The sequence below is a fragment of the Saliphagus infecundisoli genome (assembly GCF_020177375.1).
Lineage (GTDB): Archaea > Halobacteriota > Halobacteria > Halobacteriales > Natrialbaceae > Saliphagus > Saliphagus infecundisoli.
In genome coordinates this window covers 76,172-99,534 of the sequence record NZ_JAIWHV010000001.1, presented here as the reverse complement: position 1 = coordinate 99,534, position 23,363 = coordinate 76,172, and the positions used below count along the sequence as shown (strand labels likewise).

The following is a 23,363-nucleotide window of genomic DNA, read 5'->3' as shown; positions in this document are numbered from 1 at the left end:
GCGGGATGTTTATGCCGCGGGCGGTCTTACGGGTTTTCATGCCCGTCGATATCGTGCCGGTCGGCAACGTCTCCGCGCCCGTGACGCGGGCGGCCTCCTCGGCACTGCGGTCGATCTACGGCTGTGAGGTGACGGTCAACGACTCGCAGTCGGTTCCCGACGGCGCCTACGACACCGGCCGGAACCAGTACTGCGCGGAGAACTTCATCCAGCTCGCAGAACGGGTCGGCCGCGGCGAGAAGAACATCGCGATCACGCCACTGGACCTCTTCTATCGCCGCCGGAACTACGTCTTCGGGCTCGCCTACCTCGACGGCAGCGGCAGCGTCGTCTCGACCTACCGGCTCCAGACCTCGAGCGACGGCGGACTCAGCCGAAAGAGCGAGGCCGACGTCTTCTCCGATCGCGTCCGCAAGGAGATCGTCCACGAGGTCGGCCACACCTACGGCCTCGAACACTGCGAGGACGACCGCTGCGTGATGAACTTCTCGCCGACCGTCCGGGAGGTCGACGTCAAAGGCGAGGCGCTCTGTGGGGACTGTCGCGGACTGGTCGGCCTCGACTGAGATGACCGGCGCCACAGCCCCCGGATGACCGCCGACCGATCGGACGAACTCGAGATCGAGATCGAACGCGCCGAGCGATCCGACCGCGACGCCCGCGGCTCCGACCGGGAGCCGCCCGAACGCCGCCTCGAGGACGAACTGGGGCGGATCGACCTCTCGACGACCCCCGAGGGGTACGTCGAGGGTCGGGTCGCCGCGATCGAGTCCCTCGATTCGCGAACCGTCCGCCTCGAGGTCGCCCTCCCCCACGGCCCCCGCGTCGGGTTCGATCTCGAGAAACCGATCCCGTGGTCCGAAGAGTTCCTGCTCGCCCGGATCGTCGATGACGTCGGCTACGACGCCGCCTCGGTCGGCCACCTCCGCGGGGAGACGGTCTATCTGGCCCGGACCGACGCCGGCGACGAGGGCTGGAGCCGGTGGCGGGCGTGGCTCCCGGAGGACTCGCTGGCGGCGCTTCCACCCGCGGTACGCGACCCGATCGATCGCCTGCTCGCGGCCGGGTCGCCCCGGTGGCGCCTCGTCGATCCCGCAGAACGGCCGTCACCGACCGACGGAACCGACGGGGTCTCCGCGGCGACGGCGACCGGAGTGGTCGTCGTCGGCGCCGTCCTCGCGGCCCTCGGGGCGGCCGTCGGCGCCGCGGGCGGGCTCGCCGTTCCGACGGCCGCCGTCGCCGCCGCTCTCCCCGGGCTGGTGCTCGTGGTCGCGGGCCTCGCCGTGCTCCTCGCTCGCGGGTGAACGGACGCCGCGGGTCCGGTGTCGGTCCTTACTGCTCCTCGCGCTCGTCGCGTTCCTCGGCCTCGTCCCGGGGGGCGTTCTGGGTCCCGAGGTCGCCGTCCGTGTCGGCCTCGTCGGGATCGCGGTCGATCCGCTCTAACTCGTCTTCGATCTCGGCCTCGCGTTCGGTCTCGTGCTCGTCTCGGCGGTCGGTGTCGTCCTCTGCCATGGGCGAGGCGAGGGCCTCGAGGGCCATGATCGGTCGGCCGTCGTCTGCAACGGCGAGAGAGACAGATAAAAGGCGTCGGACACCGAAGCAGAGGCCATGGACGTTCCGTACGACGTGAACTCGTACGTTCGAGTGTTGAAGATGGCCTCGACGCCGTCGAGAGAGGAGTTCCTCCAGGTCTCACAGATCGCCGGCGCGGGGATTCTGCTGGTCGGGCTCATGGGCTTTCTCATCGGCGTCACGATGGGGCTGCTGACGGGTGGGTTCTAATGCCCATCTTCGCCGTCAAGACGACCGCGAGCCAGGAACAGACCGTCGCCGACATGATCATCAACCGCGAGGAAGAGGACGTCCACGCCGCGCTGGCGCCGGACTCGCTTACCTCCTACGTGATGGTCGAGGCCGAGGGCAACGCCGTCCTCGAGCGCGTCTTGGAGGACATCCCCCACGCCCGGACGATCGTTCCCGGCGAGTCGGATCTCTCGGAGGTCGAACACTTCCTCTCGCCCAAGCCGGACGTCGAGGGGATCGCCGAGGGCGACATCGTCGAACTCATCGCCGGCCCGTTCAAAGGCGAGAAGGCCCAGGTCCAGCGCATCGACGAGGGGAAAGACCAGGTGACGGTCGAGCTCTACGAGGCGACCGTTCCGATTCCGGTGACGGTCCGGGGCGACCAGATCCGCGTCTTGGACAGCGACGAACGGTAGTTCGTCGGACGGTACGAACGAGCATGGTGTGTCCGCGAGTGGCTCCGACGAGCGGTAGCGAGTCGGATCGCTCGGCGCGAATCGGGGAGCGACATCGTATCACCTCGATCGACCGTATCGCGAAACATCGGGAAGGGAAGCCGTTATGTGCCGCTCTCGAGTATGTGACGCCATGACGGACGAGTCCCAATCCGACGAGACCCGATCGTCGCTGGCGCTCGACACGGAGGGCGATCGGACGCTCTCGCCGGATCACCTCGAAATCGACCACGTCTACGAGGCGCTGGGCCACCCGCGCCGACGGTACCTCTGTTATACCCTCCTGGAGGACGCCGAGTGGTCGCTGCCCGGGCTCGCGACCAAGATCGCCGCCTGGGAGGACGGCGTCTCGACGGACGCCGTGACCGACGCCCGACGCGATCAGGTCTACGTCTCGTTGTACCACGCCACGTCCCGAAACTCGTCGATCAAGGAGTCATCAGCTTCGACGAGGTCGAGGAGACGATCGCGGCCGCCGACCACGCCGAGCAGGTGCTGACCGTCCTCGAGGGGATCGGTGCGAGCCTCGACAGCGCACAGGAGAGTCACGCCCGCAGCGAGATGGATGACGGGTAGTCCGAACGGCGACACCACCGGTCACGATCCGGGCGTGCGCCAGGTCCTCCAGCGCCACTACGATCCCGAGGAGAGCATCGAGTTCACGACCGCGCTCGTCGCCGCGATCGCCGATGCCAAGGGGGTCGAGGCGACGGAGGTGGGATCGCCCCCGTTGTACGATGTCGTCGACGCCGCCGCCCTCGAAAACACCTTCTTCGGGGCGGAGACCCCCCGACGGTCCAGCCGGGGGAGCGGAACGGTCTCCTTTCGGTACGACGGCCTCGTCGTCGAGGTCGAGAGCGACGGCTGGATCCACGTGTACGAACCGGCCGGGGGCGACGAAACCGAGGAGTGACGGGGACGCGGTTCCGGACCGCGATCGGGGAGCCGGACGAACCCTGCCGGCAGGTTCCGGGGAACTCCTTTTGCGTGCGCCCGTAGGTTCCGTGAACGGATCGAACCGAAATGCGACTGTACGTCGTCGACGAACGCGGCCGCTCGGGGGTCGTCCGGAACAACCTGTCGGTCGAGGCGGCCTCGATCTCCGAGGAGGTCCACACGTTCGTGGAGGAGGTACGCCGGAACCACAACGGGGTCACGGTCGACGAACTCTCCCCGTGGCTCCCCGTCGCCCTCTACGCCAACACGTCAGTAAAGCAGGTCGAGCCGCGGCCGAACGACGACGGCCTCACCATCGAGTACCGCGGCGAGTAGCCGACCCGGGGTCTGGCCATCCCGGAACGGGTGTGAGAGAGCGGAGCCGGCGGGAGAATAGGAACCCATAACTCGGCGGTGGCGAAACGCCACTCCGTGTCCGAACGCGACGAGTTCCGGGTCGATCCCCACGTGAAGGTCCTCACCGACCGGGTCGTCGAGCGGGCGATCGGCGCCGGCCTCGACGCGATCGTCTACGCCCCCCACTTCACCCGCCTTCCGGAGATCCGGGCCGCCGCGGCGGCGTACTCGAGCGACGACCTGCTCGTGATCCCCGCCCGCGAGGTGTTTACGGGGTCGGTCGCCGACCGGAAGCACGTGCTGGCGATCGGACTCCGCGAACCCGTCCCCGACTTCATTACGCTCGACGCCGCGATGGCCGAACTCGAGCGCCAGGGCGCCGCCGTTCTCGCGCCTCACCCGGAGTTCGCCACGGTGAGTCTGGGCCGGGAGGAGCTGGCGCGCCATCGCGAGACCGTCGACGCGATCGAGGTCTACAACCCGAAGCACCTCCCCCGGCACAACCGCCGGGCTCGGGCGATCGCCGACGCCTTCGACTACCCCCCCTTCGGCTCCTCGTACGCCCACCTGCCCTCGACGGTCGGGATCGCCTACACCGCCTTCGACCGCGCGATCGACGGCGCCGAGGGGCTGGTCGAGGCGTTTCACGACGACGCGCCCCGCCGGGTCGTCCACGAGACGGGCGTCGGCCGGTGGGCGACGACGGCCCGGGAGCTCGGCCACCTCGGCTGGGAGAACAGCTGGGAGAAGATCGAGCGGCTGTTCCTGAAGGGAATGGAGCCGACCCACCCCGACCACATCGCCTACGGCGGGGCGTTCGATGACGTCGCCGTCTACTGACCGGCGCCAGTCTGGAGAAGAGCCGGCTTTACATTTATCACCGCTCGTGCCGGAATAGGGCCATGAAGCGTCGGGCGGTGCTCGCCGCCGGCGCGGCGGCCGCGCTCGCGGGCTGTTCGGGCGACGGGAGTGACGACGCCGACGAGGACGCCACTCAGACGGACGACACGCCCGACGGCGGGAACTCGGCGGATGACACGGCCGAAGACGGGAACGCGACGACGATCGGCGGGGACGAAAACGAGACGGCGAACGAAACCGGTAACGAGAGTCCAGAAGCGACCGGGAACGAGTCCGACGAGCCGCCGGAGTACGAGCTGGTAGTCCTCGTGATCGACGCCGAGGGCGAACCGATCGAGGGCGCGACCGTCGCCGTCGCCGAGAACGGCGAGCCGATCGACGCCTTCGAGGGCGCCGACCGGGCGACGACCGACGGGAGCGGCGCCGCCGAGGCGACCCTGCCCGAGGGGAGCTACCAGGCCGGGGCGATCGCCGGCGACCGCCAGACAGTCGAGGACGTCGAGCTTTCGGGCGACGCCCGGGTGATCCTCAGGATCGAGCCGACCGAGGCCGAACGCGCGGCCGAGGCAATCGACCGGGCGCAGTCGGAGCTCTCGGCGGCGGTCGCCGACCTCGACGACCAGAGCGGGGACGTCCTCGACGCCACCGACGAGCTCTCGACCCGACCGATCGCCGACCGGCTCTCGGCGGCGCGCCTCGCCGTCGCCGACGCCCGGGAGTTCGAGGCGACCGACGACCAGGAAGCCACGCTGTCGGCGATCGAATCCGCCGTCGCGTTCGTCCGAACCCTGCTCGAAGGCCAGCCGTGGCTCCACGGGATCGCCCGATCGGTCGACCGCCTGCTCGAGGCGCTCGGGGAGGGCGAGGACGACCGGGCGACCTACGTCGCCGAGGACGTCGCCCGCGAACTGGAGTCGGGAGCCGGACGGATCGGGGCGATCGAGGAGGCGGCTGAGGCGGCCGAAGGCGACCTCGACTCCGTCGAGGCGGTCGACTGGTCGTGGGTCGACGAGCGGCGGTCCTCCCTCGTGGCCGACGACCGGGCCGCCGGGGAGATCGCCGGGACCGTCGAGGGACTGCTTTCGGCCGAGGAGCGCTTCGGGGAGAGCCACGAGGTGTTCGAGCGCGGGGCGTATGTGACGGCTCGCTCGTCGTTCGAGACGAGCCGGGAGGCGTTCGAGGACGTTCGGGCCGGGTTCGAGCCTCCGGAGTCGTCGGCGTTCGCCGGCGCGATCGCGGCGATCGACTGTACGGCCGCGGCGATGGCGAGGGCGGCCGATCGCTACTACTGGGCGGCCGACGCGGCACGATCGGGCGACGGAGGACGGGAGGAGGAGTACGTCGAGGCCGCCGAGGAAGCGCTCGACGAGGCGGGGGACTGCGGGCTCCGGCCGGTCGGTTCCAACGCGTGATTACTCCGGAAGGGGTCGATGGAGGCGTGAAACGGTCGGCGGCGTTTTTCAGTGGTCACGCCGGAGCCCCGGACATGGCAAACGACGACACCGGCGAGCGGACCGGTACCGACGAGCGCGTGGACGAGCCCGCTGACGGCGAGTTCGGGTACGACGAACGCGAGGACGACCGCGCCGACAGCGACGTCGGAGCCGAACGGGACGACCGGTCCGGGCCGACGCCGGGCCCACAGCCCGACGGGGAGCCGATCGCGCCCGATCGGGAGCGCGGAAGGCGGGGGGACCGAGGAGGGAGCCGAGAGCGACCCGCGACCGACCGGCGTCGAACGGGGCGGATCGCGAGCGGGGTCGCCGCCCTTCTGGGCGCCTGGGTCGCCGTCTCGGCGTTCGGCTACGGGATGGGAGCGGCCGCGCTCTGGAACAACGTCCTCGTCGGCGCCGTGATCTTCCTCGGGGCCGGCTACGAGTACTACCGGGGACTGACCGGCCATCCGCCGACCCTCGGCGTCGCCGGTCTCGTCGCCCTGCTGGGGATCTGGCTGATCGTCGCCGTCGCCGCCCTCGGGCTCGCCGGCGGCGCCGCCTGGTCGACGGCCGTGGCGGGGCTGCTCGTCGCCGTCCTCTCGGGGTACGTCCTCTATGAATCCCGCGAGGCGCGTGCCGACCTCGCCGGGGAGGCAGGCGTACGGTAATCGCGAGTTTACTCCCCGAACGTCCCCTCGAGCCGGTTCAGTCGCCACTCGGCGGCGTGGTGGCGCGTCGCGACGACCGCGAACGCGACCATCGCGGCGGCGAAGCCGACGGCGACCGCGGCCGGGAGGTCATTGGCGTAGCTGTTGGCGAGCTGGGCGGCCGCGAGCGCGAGCGGGGCGACCGAGAGCAAAAGACCGCGAGCGGGCGCGGCGAGAAAGGGCGCGAGGGTCGGGTGGCGCTCCGTCGTTGACATCGCCCTCCCTGTCGAGGGCTCACCCGTAGCCGTTTCGGTTCGGGCGCGGCCCGTGGACCAATAGGGTCGGAGGGAAGTCAGTGGACCGGCGATCGTGGCCCGTCGGTACGGTCGATCGTGACATCGTTTCCTCCGACCCGATGACCGATACGTTCTTTCCGGTCGGCTCGCAACTCCGGGTATGCGGATCCGTGACTGGCAGGACGTCGTCGCCGACGTGACCGAGCGCGACGTTGCTGCCGACGACTGGCGGGCCGTCGCCGGCGACCGTTCGGGCGGGGTCGGCGAGGACCTCTACCTCGCGCACCCGGCCGCGGGCGTCTTCTTCCTGAAGACCTACGCGAAGAACCCCTACGAGGTCAGAGGCGTCGGGAGCCGGGTCGCACGCTCGCTCGACGACGAGATCGGGAGCTTCCTCCCCGAGGAGGGGACGGGACGCTTTGCGGTCCGGTCGGCCCCCGAGGACGAGGACCACGCCAGCGAGCAGGCCAGCCGGGTCGAGGAGGTCGTCCGGGCCCACGCCGACGCGCCGACGACGCCGGGAGACATGTTCGACGACGTGATGGAGGCGATGGAGAGCCCCGCGTTCGGCCCGATGGCCTACGACCAGTACGACCGGCCCGACGAACTCGGCGAGCTATCCGAACGGTTCGAGGAGGCCGACAGGCTGCTCTCGGCCGAGCTCGACGAGTTGGTCGAGGAGGACGGCGTCGGCCGGGGCTTTAGCTGACCCGAGCCGGCCGCGAGCGCCGAACCTCCACCGTTTATACGGGGTCGGCGGGAACGCCGACCCATGCAGGCGACGGCGTTCGTCCCGGGCCACGTGACGGGGTTCTTTAGCGCCCACCCCGCGGAGGACCCGACCGAAGCGGGCTCGCGGGGTGCCGGGCTCGCGCTCACCGACGGCGTGGGAGTGACGGTCGAGCCCGCCGACGGGAAGACGGCGGTCGTCCTCGAGGACGCCGGCGGCGACCGCCAACGCATGTCGCCCGGGTCGATCGACGCCGTGGAGACGGTCCTCGAGACCCTCGAGCTCGATGCGGGCGTCCGCCTCGAGATCGACGCCGACCTCCCGCTGGGCGCCGGCTTCGGCGTCTCGGGGGCGATGGCGCTCGGCACCGCGCTCGCGGCGAACGCCGCGTTCGACCGCCGGCTCTCGGAGAACGAGCTGGTGACGATCGCCCACGCTGCCGACGTTCGGGCGGGCACGGGGCTCGGAGACGTCGTCGCCCAGGCCCGCGGCGGGGTCCCGATCCGGCTCGAGCCCGGCGCGCCCGCGGTCAACTCGATCGACGCCGTCCCGGCGCGCGCGCGTGTGGAGTACGTGACCTTCGGCGAGCGCTCGACAGCGGACGTGCTCGCCGGCGAGACAGACCGGCTGACCGAGGCCGGCAAGCGGGCCCTCTCGCGGGTGGTCTCGGAGCCGACGCTGTCCTCCGTGATCCACGCCTCCCGGCGGTTCGCCCGCGAGGCCGACCTGCTCACCCCCGAGGCGCGCGAGGCGATCGAGGCCGTCGCCGCTGAGGGCGGCCAGGCGTCGATGGCGATGCTCGGCGACACCGCCTTCGCCGTCGGCACCGGTCTCACCGACGCGGGCTACGACCCCGCGGTCTGTGCGATCGATCCGGCGGGGGCGACGCTGGAGGGGTGAGCGGGGCCCGGCTCCGGGAGCCGATCCCGGGCCGCGGAACCGTCGGCCTTTTTTCCGCCCCCCGCCGAGCGGGGACCGATGGACGAGTCGGCGCTTCCCGAGGACCACCCCCGCTACGAGTCGCTCGTGACCCGCCACCGGATCGAGGCGGGGGTCGATCGGGGGATCACGAGCCGCCAGGGGCTGATCGCCCAGGGGAGAGGCGAGGCCTTCGACTACCTGCTGGGCGAGGAGACGATCCCGACGGCCGACCGGGCGGCCCGCGCGGGGGTCGCCCGCCTGCTGGCCGCCGACCACCCCGTCGTCTCGGTCAACGGCAACGTCGCCGCGCTCGCACCCGGAGAAACGGTCGAACTCGCCGACGCGGTCAGCGCCGCCCTCGAGGTCAACCTCTTCAACCGGACCGACGAGCGGATGGAAGCGATCGAGGAGCACCTCCGCGAGCACGGCGCGGCGGACGTGAAGGGACTGACCGCGGACGGCCGGATCCCGGGACTTGACCACGAGCGCGCGACGGTCGACGCCGACGGGATCGGCGCGGCCGATGCCGTCCTCGTTCCCCTGGAGGACGGCGACCGGGCCGAGGCGCTGGCGGCGATGGGGAAAGTCGTGGTCGCGATCGATCTCAACCCCGGCTCGCGGACGGCACGGGTCGCGGACGTCCCGATCGTCGACAACGTCGTCCGTGCGCTGCCGGCGATGACCGCCCACGCCCGCGAGCTCGCGGGGGCCGACGACGGGGAGCTGGAGCGGATCGCAGCGGCGTTCGACCCCGACGAGGCGCTCGCGGCCGCCGAGCGGGCGATCCGGGAGGGGGAGTTCTGAGCGGGATCGGAAGGTGTTAGTCGCTGCCCTCTCGCTTTCGGATATGGTCGTTCCCGACGAGTTCGTCCTCCCGGCGTGGTACGTCCTAGCGCCCCTCGTCGCCGTCCTCGCGGGCGCCGGCGCGGCGCTGTGGCGCCTCCGGGCCCGGGTGACCGACGGGCTCGTCCTCGCTTTGGCGCCCTGGATGATGGTCGGCTCGACGCTGTACGTCCTCGAGGGGATCGGCGGGCTCCCCGACTGGATCACCCCCTTCGTCGGCGCGCCGACGGTCTACCTGACGGTCGCCGCGATCGCGGCCCTGGTCTGGCTCGCCGCCGTCGTCTCCTCGAGTTCGCCCGCCCGGCCGGTCGGCCTGATCGGACTGCTCACCCTCGCCGCGGCCGTCGCCGTCGCCGTCTCCTTCGGCGCCGGCGCGGGCTCGATCGAGCCGTTCTGGCCGGCGGTCGCGCTGGTGGCCACGGTGATCGTCACCGCCCTCGCGTGGGCCGCCGTCGGGGCCCTCTCCGGAGAGACCATCGCCGTCACCCGAGCGACGGGCGCGCTCGTCGTCTTCGGACACACCCTGGATGGGGTAACGACCGCCGTCGGCTACGACCATCTGGGGGTCGCCGAGACGGTGCCCGCCTCCCGGATCATCCTCGGGGTCGGCGAGGCGCTGCCGACCGCGGCGTACCTCGGGGCCGGCTGGCCGTTCGCTCTCGTGAAGGTCGCGCTGTCGGCTTCAATCGTCTACCTCTTTACGGAGTACGTCCGCGAGGAGCCCGATCAGGCGCGGCTCGTGCTGGCGTTCGTGGCCGCGGTCGGCCTCGGCCCCGGCTTCCACAACCTCGTCCTCTTTCTGGTCGCCTGAGGTGGGGAACCGTCAGCGTTTTGCGCCCGGCCCGCATCCCGCCCGAGAACAGTGGGTCCCGTACTGGCCGCCGGCCACGTCAACTGTGACGTGATCGTCCGCGTCGACCGGCTCCCCGAGCCCGACGCCGAGTCCGCGATCCGGTCGTTCGACCGCTCGTGTGGGGGCAGCGCCGCGAACGTCGCCGTCTCGCTCTCGCGGCTCTCGGTTCCCGCGGGGATCGTGGGGAGCGTCGGCACCGACGAGGCGGGGGCCCGCGCGGCGGCCACCCTAGAACGAGAGGGGGTTTCGACCGCGGGGCTACGGGAGGCCCCCGAGGGTCCGACCGCCGTCAAGCACGTCCTCGTCGACGACCGCGGCGAGGTCGCCCTGCTGGGCACCGACGGCGTCAACGAGGCGATCGAGCCCGGCGACGTCGATCCCGAACGCGTCCGGCGGGCCGGCCACGTCCACCTCACGAGCCAGCGGCCCGCGACAGCCGCCCGCATCGCACGGGTCGCGAGCGAGGCCGGGGTGGGGGTGAGCTTCGATCCCGGCCGGCGGGTCGGCGAGCGGACCTACGACGGCGTCTTCGCCCACGTCGACACCGTCTTCGCGACCGCCCGCGAGGCCGAGTCGCTGCCCGAGGACGGCGACTACGCGCTCGTCGTCACCGACGGCGCCGACGGCGCCGAGTTGCGAACCGCGGAGGGACGCCGACACCATCCCGGGTTCGCCGTCGACACGGTCGATACGACCGGCGCGGGCGACGCCTTCGCCGCCGGCTTTCTCGCGGCGACCCTTGAGGGAGCCTGCGAGAAACGAGCCCTCGCGTACGGCAACGCCTGTGGTGCGATGGCGACGACCAGCGAGGGCGCCCAGACGGGGCCCGACCGCGCCCGACTCGAGCGGTTTCTCGACGCGCGAAACTGACCGGCAGCGATTTAGTATCGTTCGTGGTAGCCGGAAGCCCCGCTCGCCAGCGGCGGCGCCGTTCTCAGTCGGTGTTGTCTGACGGTACCTATATACTATGGGCCGTTGGCGTGTCGGGCATGCGCCACGGGGCGCAAAGAGAGCATGAGTAGACAAGCTACAGGTGGCTCCGAGTTCGGGGACGGAGGCCATCCCGTCAGATACGACCGGGACGAAAGCGAACCGCCGAGCGTCGCCGCCGCGACGGCCATCGCCGACTACCGCGGCGAGGACGTCCACGACGCCAGCGTTCGGCTCTACGAGTACGTCGATCCCGAAGCCCTCGACGCCCTCTTTGCCGACCGCTACGACGGGCGCCGGCGGGGCGACGGCGAGGTCCGGTTCACCGTCGGATCGGCGACGGTGGTCGTCCGACCCGACAGCGTCCACGTCTACCCGGCCGACTGAGACGGACTCCGAGCCACGCCGAGACCGAACGGGACCGCCCGGGATCGCCCGAGATCGTGCGGGTTTTTCACCCACAGGTCCCAGAGGAGGACGATGCCATCCCAGCCACACCTGCAGGTCGACGACGGCGACGTCAACGACCTCGTACTCCTCCCGGGAGACCCCGGTCGCGTCGACCGCATCGCCGGCCGCTGTACGGACGCCGAGACCGTCGCCCGAAACCGCGAGTACAAGGTGGTCAACGCGAACTACGAGGGCCGCGAGCTTTCGATCTGTTCGACAGGCATCGGCTGTCCCTCGGCGACGATCGCGATCGAGGAACTCGCCCGCGCCGGCGTCGAGACCGCGATCCGCGTCGGGACGACGGGGGCGCTCCAAGAAGAGGTCGGGATCGGCGACCTCGTCGTCGCGACCGGCGCCGCAAAACAGGAGGGCACAACCCGGAGATACGAACCCGTCGAGTTCCCCGCGGTGCCCGACCACGGAGTGCTCTCGGCGCTCGTCTCGGCCGCCGAAGGCGGCGACGGGCCCGCCCACGTCGGCCCGATCGTCTCCGACGACGCCTTCTACTTCGAGCGGGAGCCGGGGCTCGACGCGTGGGAGGAGGCGGGATTGCTCGCCGTCGAGATGGAGGCCGCTGCGCTGTTTACGCTCGCCCGGCGCCGGGGGCTCGCGGCGGGGGCGATCTGTGCGGCCGACGGCAACCTCGTCGCGGGCACCCAGAAGGGGACCGGCGACGACGAGGCGGAACTTCCCGAGGAAGCCAGCGACGGCGTCGGCCGGGCGATCGGGGCCGCACTCGAGGCGGCGACGAAGCTTTAGTAGAGCGGACCAACCCGGCGACGACCGGGTTCCCGGCACCCGGTACTCTCCGCGAGGCGGGCTCGCGACTCGCATGAAATTAAGGGCCCCACGCGCCAACGACCCGGAAATGACACCTGAACGGAAGTACGAGATCAGTGCGCTCGATCTCTCAGGGAGCCGGTACACGGTCGAACAGACGGGACAGGACGAGAACTTTCGGCCCGAGTACGAAGCCAGTGACGCCGCCGGCGACACCCTGTTCAGTGGCGTATACAACATGTACCAGGACGAATCGGAGTTCCCGCTCGTCGATACCGGCGGGAACGAGATCGCCACCGTGAAAGCCAGCGGGACGTGGGACGTCGCGGGCGACTACCTCCTGACGGACGGCCGGACCGGGGAGGACGTCGTCGTCCTGGACAACGACCTCTCGCTCCTGCAGGACACCTGGCGGATCCGCGACCCCGACGACGGCTCCCTGCTCGCGGAGATCGACTCGCGTGGAGCCCTCGTCACCGTGGGCCGGACGGTGCTCCCGTTCGGCCAGTGGATCGCCCACGAGTACGAGATAACCGATCCGGACGGCGATCCCGTCGGCACCATCACGGGCGAGTTCTCGATCCTCGACCGGTACGAGATCGAGATCGACGACCCCGGTTCGGTTCCGACCGATCCCGTCGTGGTCGGGGCGATGGTCATCGACGCGATCCAGGGGAACTGAACGCGGTTCGGTTAGATGACGTCATCGGGATCGTGGGCCTCGGCCATCCGTTCGGCCTCGGCGGCGTACCGCGCTTCGAGGTCGGGGTCGTCCACGCTCCCGAGATCGCCGGGGTCGGCGAGAACGGCGGCGGTCGTGTCCCGGACGTCGGTAAACGAGGTGAGCGCCCGCTCCTTCCGGAAGTAGCGCTCGCCGTCGGTCGTCGCGTAGGTGAGGATAATCATGTTCTGTTCGTCGTCGGAGTAGGTCCGCTCGACGAGCCAGACGCGAACGGATTCCTCGGACTCCTCGGGTGCCATGTCTCGAGAGTGGGGAGCCGGCGGGAAATAGCCTACAGGTAGCCGCCGTCGGCGAGGCGTTCGATCCCCTCTCTGAGACGGTCCTCGCTCGCGGCGTAGGAGATCCGGGCGTAGCCGGGCGTGCCGAAGGCGCTGCCGGGAACGGTCGCGACGTGGGTGTCCTCTAAGGCGTTCTCGCACCACGCCTGGTCGTCCTCCTCGACCGGGAGCATCATGTAGAACGCCCCGTCGGGGACGGCGACGTCCACTCCCTCCTCCTCTAACAGGGAGACGACGAGGTCCCGACGGTCCTCGAAGGCCTCGACCATCTCCGCGACGGCGTCGTCGGTGTTCTCCAGGGCCTCGATCCCGGCGTGCTGGACGAAGTTCACCGCCGAGGAGACCGAGTGGCTGTGGAGTTTGCCCGCCTGGTCGATCAGCGCTTCGGGACCGGCGAAGTAGCCAAGGCGCCAGCCGGTCATCGAGTACGCCTTCGAGAAGCCGTTGACGGTGATGGTCCGGTCGGCCATCCCCTCTAGCGTGCCGAGGCTCGTCGGCTCGACGCCGTAGGTGATCTCCTTGTAGATCTCGTCGCTGATGACCGTGACGTCGTGTTCGACTGCGAGGTCCCGGACGCCCTCCAGGGCCGCGTCGGAGTACACCGCGCCGGTGGGGTTCGACGGCGAGTTGACGATCAGGAGTTCGGTATCGTCGGAGACCGCGTCCGCGAGGTCCTCCAGGGCGGGTTCGAGCCGGAAATCGTGTTCGGAGAGGTCGACCCGCGAGAGCGAGCCGCCGGCCATCTCGACCATCGCCTCATAGGAGACCCAGGCGGGATCCAGCAGCGTCACTTCGTCGCCGTCGGCGATCAGTGCCTGGACGATCTCGTAGAGCGCCTGTTTGGCGCCGGGCGTGACGATGATCTCCTCGGGGCCGTGATCGAGGCCGTCGTCGGCGAGTTTTTCCGAAATCGCCTCGCGGAGTTCGAGGATGCCCGCGGAGGTGGTGTAGCCGGTGTGGCCGGCGTCCATCGCCGCTTTCCCCGCCTCGACGACGGTCTCGGGCGTCGGGAAGTCGGGCTCGCCGACCGAGAGATCGACGACGTCGGCGCCGTCGGCCTCGAGTTCGGTCGCGAGCGCGGAGACGGCGAGCGTTGCGGACGGTTCGACTCGGGTCAGGCGGTCGGTGAATTCCATGGTCATATCAGGGGTCGGGCAACTCGGCGACGAGGGCGAGGGCGCTCTCGACGGCCTCGCCGCCTTTCTCGATTCGTTCGCGGGCCTCGGCGCCGGACATGCCGGGACCGGTGACGCCGAGGGTGACGGGCGTGTCACGCTCGATGGAGACGTCGGAGAGTCTGGTCGCCGTGCTGTCGGCGATCACCCGGTCGTGGTCGGTGTCGCCGGTGACGACGGCGCCGACGACGGCGACCGCGTCGATCGACTCCCGGCGGGCCAGCCGGTCGGCCGCGAGCGGCGCGTCGTAGACGCCGGGGACCGCGACGGTCTCCTCGACCGCCGCGCCCGCATCGGCGGCGGCCTCGCGGGCCCGCTCTTCCATCTCCTCGGTGACCGACCGGTTGAACCGGGCGACCACCAGGCCGAGCGTGGGCATGTCGCCAGCGTCGCGTGGGGGCATGAAAGAGCTACCGCTCTCGGCTCCGGCGGTCGATCGGGAACACAACACGTTTGACCCTCTCGGCGAACGCACGGACGATGGCGCGTGGCTCGCGCAACGACCACACCCTCCCCGCCCTGCTCGCGATCGCCGCCCTCGCGGTGGCCGTCCGCCTCGCCTTCCTCGGCGAGCGCGTCGCTCACTGGGACGAGGGTCGTGTCGGCTACGATATCCTTCGGTACGGCGCGACGGGGCTCTGGGAGTACCGCCCGATCGTCCACGGCCCGTTCCTGATTCACGTCAACGACCTCGTGTTCGCCCTCCTCGGCCCGACCGACTTCGCGATGCGGCTGGTGGTCGCAGGCGTCGGCGGCCTCCTTCCCCTCGCGGCCTGGCTCTTTCGTGACCATCTCCGTCCCCTCGAGGTCGTCTCGGTCGGCGCGCTGCTGGCCGCGTCCCCGATCCTCGTCTACTACTCGCGGTTCATGCGAAACGACGTGCTGGTGGCGACGTTCATGCTGTTCGCGCTCGGGATGGCGGTGCGGCTGTCGGTCACGGGACGGACGCGCTACCTCTACGCCGCGGCCCTCTGTTCGGGGCTGGGGTTCACGACCAAGGAGAACGCCGTCGTCTACGTCGTCTGCTGGCTCGGCGCCGGCGCGCTCTTACTCGACACCGCGCTCTTCCGACCGGACGCCGCCCGGCCGACGCGGGCCCTCCTCCGGGATCGGTTCGCCCGTGCACGCGATCGCATCCGGTCGGCCGAGGCCCGCCGACGGGCCGGGTGCTACGCCGGCCACCTCCTGCTGGCGACGGCGCTGTTCGTCGCCGTCCTCGTCGTCTTCTACGCACCCCGCACGGCCGGAACCGGCATCGGGTTCGAACGCCTCGCTTCTCGCCCCGGTCTCCTCCCGGCGGTCACGGAGCGGGCCCTGTCGGACTTCTGGAGCGGGATCGCCGACTGGGGCGGCAAGTCCGGGGAGGAGTCGATCGTCGAGCGACTCACGGACTATCTGCCCCGCTTTCTCGGGGCGCTCGTCGAGTACGCGCCAGCGATCAGCGTCCTCGCGGTCGCCGGGACGCTGGGCGAGCGCTATTTCGCCGACCGCCCGCGGCCGATCGTGATGGGGTTTGCCTACTGGGGACTCGTCAGCCTGCCCGGCTACGCGCTCGCGATGGACATCTGGGCGACCTGGGCGCTCGTCCACGTCCTCGTCCCCCTCGCGATCCCCGCGGGCGTCGCGCTCGGCTGGATTCTGGAGACGGGCCTCGACGCGGCCCGCGATCTCCGGGCCGGAACCGGCGGAAGGCGGGCCGGTATTGACGCCGCCCTCGCGGTCGCCGTCGTCGTCCTCCTCCTCTCCTCGACGGTCGCCGTCGTCGGCGCCACGGCCTTCGACCCGACGAACACCCGGACCGACGGCGATCACGTCGTCCAGTACGCCCAGCCGAACCAGGAGTTGCGGGCGCCCCTGGTGGATCTCGAGGCGGTCCTCGAAGAGACCGGCGGCCCGATCGTCTACTACGGCGAGTACGCCATCGACAACGAGAGCGCGGCCCACCGCCCGCCCGTCGGCGACCGCTGGACGGAGGGCGAGGACGGCCCCGTCAAGGTCGAGGACAACGGGAACTGGTACTCGCGGCTCCCGCTGCCGTGGTACGTTGAGCGTTCGGGCGCCGAGCCGGCGAGCGCCCACGATCGGGAGGAACTCGACGCCCTGCTCGCCGAGGAGCCGGCCGCCGTCGTCATCCGCGCCGACCGCGCCGGCGAGCTGCCGGCGATGGCGGGCTACGTCCGGACGACCGTCGAGATGCGCAGTCCCGGCGACGAGACCGTCTTCTACCTCCGAGAGGACGCCGTCCGTGCCCACGCCGACCCCGCCGGCGAGTGGACCCCGGCAGCGAGCGAAACCGGCGGGAACGGGAACCCTTAACCTCCGGCAAGGGAAAGCGCCGCGCATGACGACGTTACGGACGCCGGGACCGACTGTCGGCGTCGTCGGCGGGGGCCAACTGGGCCGGATGCTCGCCGAGGCCGCCGCCCCGCTCGGGGTCGAACTGGTCGTCCTCGACCCGACGCCGGACGCGCCCGCTGGGGCGGTCGCCCGCGACCAGATCGTCGCCGAGTTCGACGACCGGGCGGCGATCGCCGACCTCGCCGAACTATCCGACGTGCTCACCTTCGAGATCGAACTCGCCGACCAACGGGTGCTATCGGAGGTCAGCGAGGAGACGGGGACGCCGGTCCATCCGAAGCCCGCCACGCTCGAGACGATCCACGACAAACTCGTCCAGAAGCGGGAACTCGAGGAGGGCGGGATCCCGGTGCCGCCGTTCCGGGCGGTCGAGGACGCCGACGATATCCGCGACGCGATCGAGGCCTACGGCGCGCCGGTGATGCTCAAGGCACGAACTGGGGGCTACGACGGCCGCGGGAACGTCCCCGTCGAGGGGCCCAACGAGGCAGCCGAGGCCCTCGAGTCGGTCGCCGGCCCGGCGATGGTCGAGTCGTTCGTCGAGTTCGAGCGCGAGCTGTCGGTGATCGCGGTCAAGGGCGACGGCGAGACCGCCGCGTTCCCGATCGGCGAGAACGTCCACCGCGAGGAGATCCTCCGGGAGACGATCGTTCCCGCGCGGACTGACGATCGTATTCGTGAACGCGCCCGCGAGGTCTCGGGGGACGTTCTCTCCGTAATGGAGGGGCGGGGCGTGTACGGGATCGAGTTGTTTGAAACGAGCAACGGCGAAATACTGCTCAACGAGATCGCACCCCGCCCGCACAACTCGGGCCACTGGACGATCGAGGGCGCTCGAAGCTCGCAGTTCGAGCAACACGTTCGCGCCGTTCTCGGCTGGCCGCTGGGCTCGACCGAACTCCGCTCGCCGACGGTCACCACCAACCTGCTGGGCGACGTCTCCGAGCCGCGGCCGGCCGCGCTCTCGGGGATCGGCCGGATCCTCGAGACCCCCACGGCCGACCTCCACTGGTACGGCAAGCGCGAGGCCCGGCCGCTGCGGAAGATGGGCCACGTCGCCGTCACCGATGAGGAGGTCGAGGACGCACTCGAGACCGCCCGCGAACTCCGGGACGCGGTGACCTTCGAGTGAGGCAATGAGGGAACGCGCCGACCGCGAGGACGACAGTTCGATCGACCGCGATGTCGTCGTCCTCGCTGCCGGCTACCTCGCCGTCCTCGTCGCGGGCGGCGCGGCGATCGCGCTTGCGCTCGGACGGTCCCCCGGGCCGTTCCTCGCCGACCTCTTTTCCGATCCGGTCTGGCTGTTCGGGACCGTCTTCGGCCTGTTCGTCCTCCTGAAGGCCTCCTCGAAGCGGCGGGCCGAGTGAGGCGGACTGACGAGTCGGCTCGAGTCGAACCCGCCCCCTTCTTTGTAACTGGCGCACAACCCGCGTCCATGACCGCAGTTCAGGAGTTGATCGACCGGCTTCACGACGAGGCGGGCGGGGACCGCCCCGCCGCGGAGACCCCCGACGTCGGGATCGTGATGGGCAGCGACTCCGACCTCGAGACGATGCTGACCGGCGGCGACCGGCCGGGCGCCTACGACGCACTCGTCTCGGAGCTGGGCTTCGCCGAACAGACCGACTTCGAGGACCCACCCGAAAACCGCTTTACGTTCGAAACGTACGTCACCTCCGCCCACCGGACCCCGGACCTGATGGCCGCCTACGCCGAGACCGCCGAAGCGCGGGGGATTGACGTGATCATCGCGGGCGCGGGCGGGAAGTCCGCCGACCTCCCGAACATGACCGCCTCGATCGCCTACCCCCTGCCGGTGATCGGCGTCCCCGTCCAGGAGAAGTCCGTCGACAGCGTCATCGGGATGCCCCAGGGCGCGCCGCTGACGGCGGTCGACGCGGGCAAGTCGTTCAACGCCGCGCTCTCGGCTGCCCAGATCCTCGCGCGCGAACACGACGACCTCCGCCGCCGGCTGGTCGCCTACCACGACCGTCTCAGAGGGGAGGTCGGCGAGGCCTCCCGCCGGCTCCACGACGGCGGCGTCGCCGACTACGAGCGGGAGTAGCCGGCGCCGACCGTCGCTCCCGACGATTCTCTCGCAGTCGGTCGAAAACGGCCGGCGAGCGAAGAATCACCCTTATATGGGTGCGTTTCCAACGCCCGAACGTTACCGCGATGAACGAATGGATAGCCATCGGGGCACTGGCGCTCGTTGGACTGCTGATCCCGCTTAGCATGATGGCGGTGTCGTACCTCCTCCGGCCGAGTGTCCCCGAGACGAGCAAGCGGGCCACCTACGAGAGCGGCGAGGTCCCCACCGGCGGGACCCGCATCCGCTTTAACATCCAGTACTACATGGTCGCGCTTCTCTTTCTCGTCTTCGACATCGAGACCGTACTGCTGTTCCCGTGGGCCGTCGTCTATCGGGCCGCCCTCGACTCGCCGGACATCTCGCTCGTGAGCGCGCTCGGGCCGATGTTGTTGTTCGTCGCCATCCTGCTCGTCGGACTCGCGTGGGCGTGGCGAAACGGCGCAGTGGAGTGGACCCGCGCGGCCCGCAGACGGACCGACTACGACCGCAGACCGATCGACCATGAGTAACCAACCACGCCAAGCGATCCACGACAGCACCGCCCCCTCCACGGACACCCGCGACTCGCGCATGGGCGAGGGGGTCGACGACCGCTTCAACTCGAGGCTCCGGGAGGCGTTCGGCTCGACGCCGTTTATCCTCACCAAGTTCGACAAGTTCATGAACTGGGTCCGGGGCTCCTCGATGTTCATGCTGCAGTTCGGGATCGCCTGCTGTAGCATCGAGATGATGCACACCTACGCGATCAAACACGATCTGGATCGCTTCGGCGCGGGCGTCCCGCGGGCCTCCCCCCGCCAGGCCGACGTCATCATCGTCCCCGGCACCATCGTCTCGAAGTTCGGCCCCCGCATGAAGCGCGTCTACGACCAGATGCCCGAGCCCAAGTTCGTCGTCGGCATGGGCTCGTGTACGATCTCCGGGGGCCCCTTCCAGGAGGGGTACAACGTCGTCAAAGGCGCAGAAGAGATCATCCCAGTCGACATCCACGTCCCCGGCTGTCCGCCCCGCCCCGAGGCGCTTATCTACGGCGTCGCGAAGCTCCAGGAGCGGGTCGCAAACGGCGAGACCTCGCCCGTCGTCGTCAAACCCTACGAGCTAGAGGAGTTCGGCGACCTCCCTCGCGACGAGCTGATCGACAAGCTCGCCGCCGAGATCGACGAGGAGGACCTCGTCATGCGGTACAACTGGGCTGATTCGCCATGAGCACGGAGCTCGAGCGGACCGTCCCGGTCACCGAGGAGGCAGAACTCGAGCGACTGGTCGGCGACCGCGCCCTCTCGACGGACGACCACAAGAACGCCCCGGCGTTCGTGGTCCGGCCCGACGCTGTCCAGGACGTCCTCTTCGATCTGCGCGACGAAGCGGGCTTCGACCACCTCTCGTGTGTCACCGCCCAGCAGTACGAGGACCGCTACGAGACGATCTACCACCTGAAGAAGTACGACGACCCGACCCAGGAGGTAAGTGTCGTCGTGCCGACCTCGACCGACGAGCCGGTCAGCCAGACCGCCGAACCGGTCTACCGCTCGGCCGACTGGGGCGAACGGGAGGCGTTCGACCTCGTCGGCATCGACTACGAAGGCCACCCCGACCCGCGCCGGATCCTCCTGCCGGAGACCTGGCAGGGCCATCCCCTCGACCTGAGCTACGACCAGGACAAACCCCAGCTAGTGACGCTGGCCGAACACGCAAACCCCCTCCAGGAGGACCACCGGGACGCCGAGACGGACACGATGTTCCTCAACATCGGCCCCCACCACCCGGCGACCCACGGCGTCCTCCACGTCAAGACCGTCCTCGACGGCGAGACGGTCGCCGACGTCGAACCCGACATCGGCTACCTCCACCGCTGTGAGGAACAGATGTGCGAGCAGGGCACCTACCGTCACCAGATCATGCCCTACCCCGACCGGTGGGACTACACGGCGAACATGCCAAACGAGTGGGCCTACGCCCGCGCCGCCGAGGACCTCGCCGACCTGGAGGTCCCCGACTACGCACAGGTGCTCCGGACGATGGGCTGTGAGCTTTCCCGGATGGCGGGGCACTTCCTCGCGCTCGGCACGTTCGCGCTGGACGTCTTCGGCGACTTCACCGCGATTTTCCAGTACGCCTTCCGCGATCGCGAACTCGCCCAGGATATCCTCGAGGATCTCACGGGCCAGCGGATGATGTACAACTACTTCCGGCTCGGCGGGGTCGCCTGGGACGTCCCCGAACCCCGCGAGGAGTTCTTCGAGAAGACGCGGGACTTCCTCGACGGCCTCCCGACGAAAGTAGAGGAGTACGACGACCTCCTGACCGGCAACGAGGTCTTCCAGATCCGGTGTGTCGACACCGGGATCTTGGAGCCGGAGATCGCCAAACAGTACGGCTGTACGGGCCCGGTCGCCCGCGGCTCGGGAATCGACTACGACCTCCGGCGGGACGACCCCTACGGCTACTACCCCGAACTCGAGTGGGACGTCGTCACCGAGGACGGGAAGGACAACTACTCGCGGGTGCTCGTCCGGATGCAGGAGGTCGAACAGTCCGCGAAGATCGTCGAGCAGTGTATCGACCTGCTCGAGGAGTGGCCCGAGGACGACCGCGAGATCCAGAGCAACGTCCCCCGGACGCTCAAACCCGATCCCGGCACCGAGACCTACAAGGCAGTCGAGAACGCGAAGGGCGAACTCGGGATCTACATCCGCGCCGACGGCACCGACACCCCCGGCCGGTTCAAGATCCGCAGCCCCTGTTTCCACAACCTCTCGACGCTCGCGGAGATGTCCCAGGGCGAGTACGTCCCCGACCTGGTCGCCTCCCTGGGTAGCCTCGACGTCATCCTCGGCGAGGTGGATCGATGACGGGGCCCGTCCCGCTGCAGTCCGACGGCGAGACCTACCTCCTCCCCGAGCGGATCGCCGACCTCACGGGCCTCGGCGAGTTCGGCATCGCAGGCGAGTCGATCGCCGCGCTTCTCGGCGCCGCCCTCGTCGGCACCCTCATGTTGACGATGACCGCCGTCGCCGGTCCGTGGGCCAAACGGAAGATCACCGCCGCCTTCACCGATCGGATCGCGGTCAACCGGATCGGCCCCTTCGGCCTGTTTATCATCGTCGCCGACGCGGTCCGGCTGATCTCGAAGGAGCTCATCGTTCCCGAGAACGCCGACCGGCCGGCCTACGACCTGGCGCCGATCGTCGTCGCCGGCTCGGCGATGCTCGGTTTCGCCGTGATCCCGATGGGAAGCGGGATCCAGCTCGCCGACCCCGAGGTCGGCGTCGTCTACCTCTTTGCGGTCTCGGGCATCGCCAGCATCGGGCTCGTGATGGCCGGCTACGCTTCGGCGAACAAGTACTCGCTGATGGGCGGATTGCGTGCGGTCGCACAGAACGTCGCCTACGAGATCCCGCTCGTCGTAACCGGAATGTCCGTGGTGATCTTCGCGGGCACCCTCCAACTGTCAGAGATCGTCGCCGTCCAGGCCGAACCACTGATCGAACTCGGCGGGGTCGCGCTTCCCTCCTGGTACGCGTTCGTCAACCCCTTCGCGTTCGGGCTGTTCATCGCGGCGAACCTGGCCGAAGTGGGCCGAAACCCCTTCGACACGCCCGAGGCGCCGACCGAGATCGTCGCGGGCTACCAGACCGAGTACTCGTCGGTCTACTTCGTCCTGATCTACCTCGGGGAGTTCCTCCACATCTTCCTCGGCGGGGCGATCATCGCGACGCTGTTTCTCGGCGGACCCGCCGGACCCGGTCCCGCGGCGCTGGGGATCGTCTGGTACATCGTCAAGATCTGGGCGGTGTTCCTGTTGACCCAGTGGTTCCGGTCGGCGCTGCCCCGCGTTCGTATCGACCAATTGATCGAGATCGGCTGGAAGGGCATGCTCGTACTGTCCTTTGCCAACCTGGTGCTCACGGCCATCCTCGTGGGAGCGATAGCATGATCGGACTGCTCAAATCCATGGCGACGACGATGAAACACGCACTGGACGGCAACACCTTCACCGTGGAGTACCCCGAGACGACCCCCGACGTCTCCCCTCGCTTTCGGGGCGTCCACAAGTTCAGCCAGGAGCGGTGTATCTGGTGTCGCCAGTGCGAGAACGTCTGTCCGAACGATACGATCCAGATCGTAACCGACGACCAGCGAAACGGCGAGCAGTACAACCTCCACATCGGCCAGTGTATCTACTGTCGGCTCTGCGAGGAGGTCTGTCCCGTCGACGCGATCATCCTCACCCAGAACTTCGAGTTCACCGGCGACACCAAAGACGACCTCGTCTACAACAAAGAACAGCTCAAGGCCGTGCCGTGGTACAAGGACATCGATCCCCTGGAATCCCGCGAACCCGATCGCGGGAGCTGGATCGGCGAGGGGGAAGGTGCGGTTGACTACCAGTGAGCTCGTCGCGTCTCGAAATCTA

The 23,363-nt window shown here is 69.6% G+C and carries 32 protein-coding genes; 27 read left to right on the top strand and 5 right to left on the bottom strand.

Annotation, left to right across the window (positions count from 1 at the left end):
- Window positions 1-38: 38 nt before the first annotated feature.
- Together LCF40_RS00600 and LCF40_RS00595 are read left to right on the top strand one after the other, a co-directional pair.
- Entirely contained in the window at window positions 39-566 is a 528-nt protein-coding gene (locus LCF40_RS00600) for an archaemetzincin family Zn-dependent metalloprotease (RefSeq protein ID WP_114578135.1), read from the top strand.
- 24 nt (window positions 567-590) lie between these two features.
- On the top strand, window positions 591-1,304 hold the full coding sequence (locus LCF40_RS00595) for a hypothetical protein (RefSeq protein ID WP_224826990.1): 714 nt from the start codon (window positions 591-593) through the stop codon (window positions 1,302-1,304).
- Window positions 1,305-1,332: 28 nt separating this feature from the next.
- Here the strand turns inward: LCF40_RS00595 and LCF40_RS00590 are convergent, their stop codons facing one another.
- Window positions 1,333-1,512: a hypothetical protein gene (locus tag LCF40_RS00590; RefSeq protein ID WP_224826989.1), complete on the bottom strand. Its 180-nt coding sequence runs from the start codon at window positions 1,510-1,512 to the stop codon at window positions 1,333-1,335.
- 96 nt (window positions 1,513-1,608) lie between these two features.
- On the opposite strand from LCF40_RS00590, the gene LCF40_RS00585 reads away from it, so the two are divergent.
- The 8 genes from LCF40_RS00585 to LCF40_RS00550 all read left to right on the top strand — a co-directional run bounded on the left by LCF40_RS00585 (window position 1,609) and on the right by LCF40_RS00550 (window position 6,516).
- Window positions 1,609-1,782, top strand: coding sequence for a protein translocase SEC61 complex subunit gamma (locus LCF40_RS00585; RefSeq protein WP_114578137.1), 174 nt, complete (start codon window positions 1,609-1,611; stop codon window positions 1,780-1,782).
- Window positions 1,782-2,219: a transcription elongation factor Spt5 gene (locus tag LCF40_RS00580; protein WP_114578138.1), complete on the top strand. Its 438-nt coding sequence runs from the start codon at window positions 1,782-1,784 to the stop codon at window positions 2,217-2,219. Before LCF40_RS00585 ends, LCF40_RS00580 begins: the two co-directional genes overlap by 1 nt.
- A 172-nt stretch (window positions 2,220-2,391) precedes the next feature.
- The gene (locus tag LCF40_RS00575; protein WP_224826988.1) at window positions 2,392-2,757 is read left to right on the top strand and encodes a DUF7344 domain-containing protein; all 366 of its coding nucleotides are present in this window, start codon (window positions 2,392-2,394) and stop codon (window positions 2,755-2,757) included.
- 66 nt (window positions 2,758-2,823) lie between these two features.
- Window positions 2,824-3,171 carry a HalOD1 output domain-containing protein gene (locus tag LCF40_RS00570; protein ID WP_224826987.1) on the top strand — a complete coding sequence of 116 codons (348 nt, stop codon included), beginning with the start codon at window positions 2,824-2,826 and terminating at the stop codon, window positions 3,169-3,171.
- Between the two features lie 110 nt (window positions 3,172-3,281).
- The gene (locus tag LCF40_RS00565) at window positions 3,282-3,530 is read left to right on the top strand and encodes a hypothetical protein (protein ID WP_114578140.1); all 249 of its coding nucleotides are present in this window, start codon (window positions 3,282-3,284) and stop codon (window positions 3,528-3,530) included.
- Between the two features lie 96 nt (window positions 3,531-3,626).
- A complete protein-coding gene (locus LCF40_RS00560) occupies window positions 3,627-4,391 on the top strand; it encodes a PHP-associated domain-containing protein (RefSeq protein ID WP_114578141.1) in 765 nt (254 codons plus the stop codon).
- Window positions 4,392-4,453: 62 nt separating this feature from the next.
- A complete protein-coding gene (locus LCF40_RS00555; RefSeq protein ID WP_224826986.1) occupies window positions 4,454-5,824 on the top strand; it encodes a carboxypeptidase-like regulatory domain-containing protein in 1,371 nt (456 codons plus the stop codon).
- A gap of 74 nt (window positions 5,825-5,898) precedes the next feature.
- Window positions 5,899-6,516 (top strand): SPW repeat protein, encoded by a 618-nt coding sequence (locus LCF40_RS00550; RefSeq protein WP_224826985.1) that lies wholly within the window; start codon window positions 5,899-5,901, stop codon window positions 6,514-6,516.
- A gap of 8 nt (window positions 6,517-6,524) precedes the next feature.
- On the opposite strand, the gene LCF40_RS00545 is transcribed toward LCF40_RS00550, so the two are convergent.
- Window positions 6,525-6,770: a hypothetical protein gene (locus LCF40_RS00545; RefSeq protein WP_224826984.1), complete on the bottom strand. Its 246-nt coding sequence runs from the start codon at window positions 6,768-6,770 to the stop codon at window positions 6,525-6,527.
- Between the two features lie 181 nt (window positions 6,771-6,951).
- Here LCF40_RS00545 and LCF40_RS00540 point away from each other — a divergent pair, with 181 nt between their 5' ends.
- From LCF40_RS00540 to LCF40_RS00505, 8 genes are all read left to right on the top strand, one after another.
- Window positions 6,952-7,500 (top strand): hypothetical protein, encoded by a 549-nt coding sequence (locus LCF40_RS00540; protein WP_224826983.1) that lies wholly within the window; start codon window positions 6,952-6,954, stop codon window positions 7,498-7,500.
- A gap of 63 nt (window positions 7,501-7,563) precedes the next feature.
- Window positions 7,564-8,421: a pantoate kinase gene (locus tag LCF40_RS00535; RefSeq protein WP_114578146.1), complete on the top strand. Its 858-nt coding sequence runs from the start codon at window positions 7,564-7,566 to the stop codon at window positions 8,419-8,421.
- A 78-nt stretch (window positions 8,422-8,499) separates the two neighbouring features.
- The gene (locus LCF40_RS00530; protein WP_224826982.1) at window positions 8,500-9,246 is read left to right on the top strand and encodes a 4-phosphopantoate--beta-alanine ligase; all 747 of its coding nucleotides are present in this window, start codon (window positions 8,500-8,502) and stop codon (window positions 9,244-9,246) included.
- Between the two features lie 43 nt (window positions 9,247-9,289).
- Window positions 9,290-10,096, top strand: a complete 807-nt coding sequence (locus LCF40_RS00525; protein ID WP_114578148.1) for a DUF63 family protein — start codon at window positions 9,290-9,292, stop codon at window positions 10,094-10,096.
- A gap of 51 nt (window positions 10,097-10,147) precedes the next feature.
- Window positions 10,148-11,008, top strand: coding sequence for an ATP-dependent ribose-1-phosphate kinase (locus tag LCF40_RS00520; RefSeq protein WP_224826981.1), 861 nt, complete (start codon window positions 10,148-10,150; stop codon window positions 11,006-11,008).
- 144 nt (window positions 11,009-11,152) lie between these two features.
- Complete coding sequence (locus LCF40_RS00515) at window positions 11,153-11,455, top strand: HalOD1 output domain-containing protein (RefSeq protein ID WP_114578150.1); 303 nt, start codon at window positions 11,153-11,155, stop codon at window positions 11,453-11,455.
- 93 nt (window positions 11,456-11,548) lie between these two features.
- Window positions 11,549-12,277, top strand: coding sequence for a nucleoside phosphorylase (locus LCF40_RS00510; RefSeq protein ID WP_224826980.1), 729 nt, complete (start codon window positions 11,549-11,551; stop codon window positions 12,275-12,277).
- A gap of 109 nt (window positions 12,278-12,386) precedes the next feature.
- Window positions 12,387-12,980, top strand: coding sequence for an LURP-one-related family protein (locus LCF40_RS00505; RefSeq protein WP_224826979.1), 594 nt, complete (start codon window positions 12,387-12,389; stop codon window positions 12,978-12,980).
- An 11-nt stretch (window positions 12,981-12,991) separates the two neighbouring features.
- On the opposite strand, the gene LCF40_RS00500 is transcribed toward LCF40_RS00505, so the two are convergent.
- Genes LCF40_RS00500 through ribH form a run of 3 tightly spaced genes read right to left on the bottom strand, consistent with a single transcriptional unit; the run spans window position 12,992 to window position 14,872 of the window.
- The gene (locus LCF40_RS00500; protein ID WP_224826978.1) at window positions 12,992-13,279 is read right to left on the bottom strand and encodes a DUF7967 family protein; all 288 of its coding nucleotides are present in this window, start codon (window positions 13,277-13,279) and stop codon (window positions 12,992-12,994) included.
- A 32-nt stretch (window positions 13,280-13,311) separates the two neighbouring features.
- Complete coding sequence (locus tag LCF40_RS00495) at window positions 13,312-14,460, bottom strand: pyridoxal phosphate-dependent aminotransferase (protein WP_114578154.1); 1,149 nt, start codon at window positions 14,458-14,460, stop codon at window positions 13,312-13,314.
- A gap of 1 nt (window position 14,461) precedes the next feature.
- Complete coding sequence (gene ribH / locus LCF40_RS00490) at window positions 14,462-14,872, bottom strand: 6,7-dimethyl-8-ribityllumazine synthase (RefSeq protein WP_114578155.1); 411 nt, start codon at window positions 14,870-14,872, stop codon at window positions 14,462-14,464.
- Window positions 14,873-14,973: 101 nt separating this feature from the next.
- Here ribH and LCF40_RS00485 point away from each other — a divergent pair, with 101 nt between their 5' ends.
- The 9 genes from LCF40_RS00485 (at window position 14,974) to LCF40_RS00445 (ending at window position 23,341) form a co-directional block, all read left to right on the top strand.
- Window positions 14,974-16,809 carry a flippase activity-associated protein Agl23 gene (locus tag LCF40_RS00485; RefSeq protein ID WP_224826977.1) on the top strand — a complete coding sequence of 612 codons (1,836 nt, stop codon included), beginning with the start codon at window positions 14,974-14,976 and terminating at the stop codon, window positions 16,807-16,809.
- Complete coding sequence (locus LCF40_RS00480) at window positions 16,739-17,983, top strand: 5-(carboxyamino)imidazole ribonucleotide synthase (RefSeq protein ID WP_343230288.1); 1,245 nt, start codon at window positions 16,739-16,741, stop codon at window positions 17,981-17,983. The genes LCF40_RS00485 and LCF40_RS00480 overlap by 71 nt, the downstream gene beginning before the upstream one ends.
- A 4-nt stretch (window positions 17,984-17,987) precedes the next feature.
- On the top strand, window positions 17,988-18,221 hold the full coding sequence (locus tag LCF40_RS00475) for a hypothetical protein (RefSeq protein WP_114578158.1): 234 nt from the start codon (window positions 17,988-17,990) through the stop codon (window positions 18,219-18,221).
- A 68-nt stretch (window positions 18,222-18,289) separates the two neighbouring features.
- Window positions 18,290-18,919, top strand: a complete 630-nt coding sequence (locus LCF40_RS00470) for an AIR carboxylase family protein (RefSeq protein ID WP_224826975.1) — start codon at window positions 18,290-18,292, stop codon at window positions 18,917-18,919.
- 110 nt (window positions 18,920-19,029) lie between these two features.
- Window positions 19,030-19,455, top strand: coding sequence for an NADH-quinone oxidoreductase subunit A (locus tag LCF40_RS00465; RefSeq protein WP_114578160.1), 426 nt, complete (start codon window positions 19,030-19,032; stop codon window positions 19,453-19,455).
- Window positions 19,448-20,152, top strand: a complete 705-nt coding sequence (locus LCF40_RS00460; protein WP_114578161.1) for an NADH-quinone oxidoreductase subunit B — start codon at window positions 19,448-19,450, stop codon at window positions 20,150-20,152. The genes LCF40_RS00465 and LCF40_RS00460 overlap by 8 nt, the downstream gene beginning before the upstream one ends.
- Window positions 20,149-21,798: an NADH-quinone oxidoreductase subunit D gene (locus LCF40_RS00455; protein ID WP_114578162.1), complete on the top strand. Its 1,650-nt coding sequence runs from the start codon at window positions 20,149-20,151 to the stop codon at window positions 21,796-21,798. The genes LCF40_RS00460 and LCF40_RS00455 overlap by 4 nt, the downstream gene beginning before the upstream one ends.
- Window positions 21,795-22,883 carry a complex I subunit 1/NuoH family protein gene (locus LCF40_RS00450; RefSeq protein ID WP_224826974.1) on the top strand — a complete coding sequence of 363 codons (1,089 nt, stop codon included), beginning with the start codon at window positions 21,795-21,797 and terminating at the stop codon, window positions 22,881-22,883. The genes LCF40_RS00455 and LCF40_RS00450 overlap by 4 nt, the downstream gene beginning before the upstream one ends.
- Window positions 22,880-23,341: a NuoI/complex I 23 kDa subunit family protein gene (locus LCF40_RS00445; RefSeq protein WP_114578164.1), complete on the top strand. Its 462-nt coding sequence runs from the start codon at window positions 22,880-22,882 to the stop codon at window positions 23,339-23,341. Before LCF40_RS00450 ends, LCF40_RS00445 begins: the two co-directional genes overlap by 4 nt.
- Window positions 23,342-23,363 lie beyond the last annotated feature (22 nt).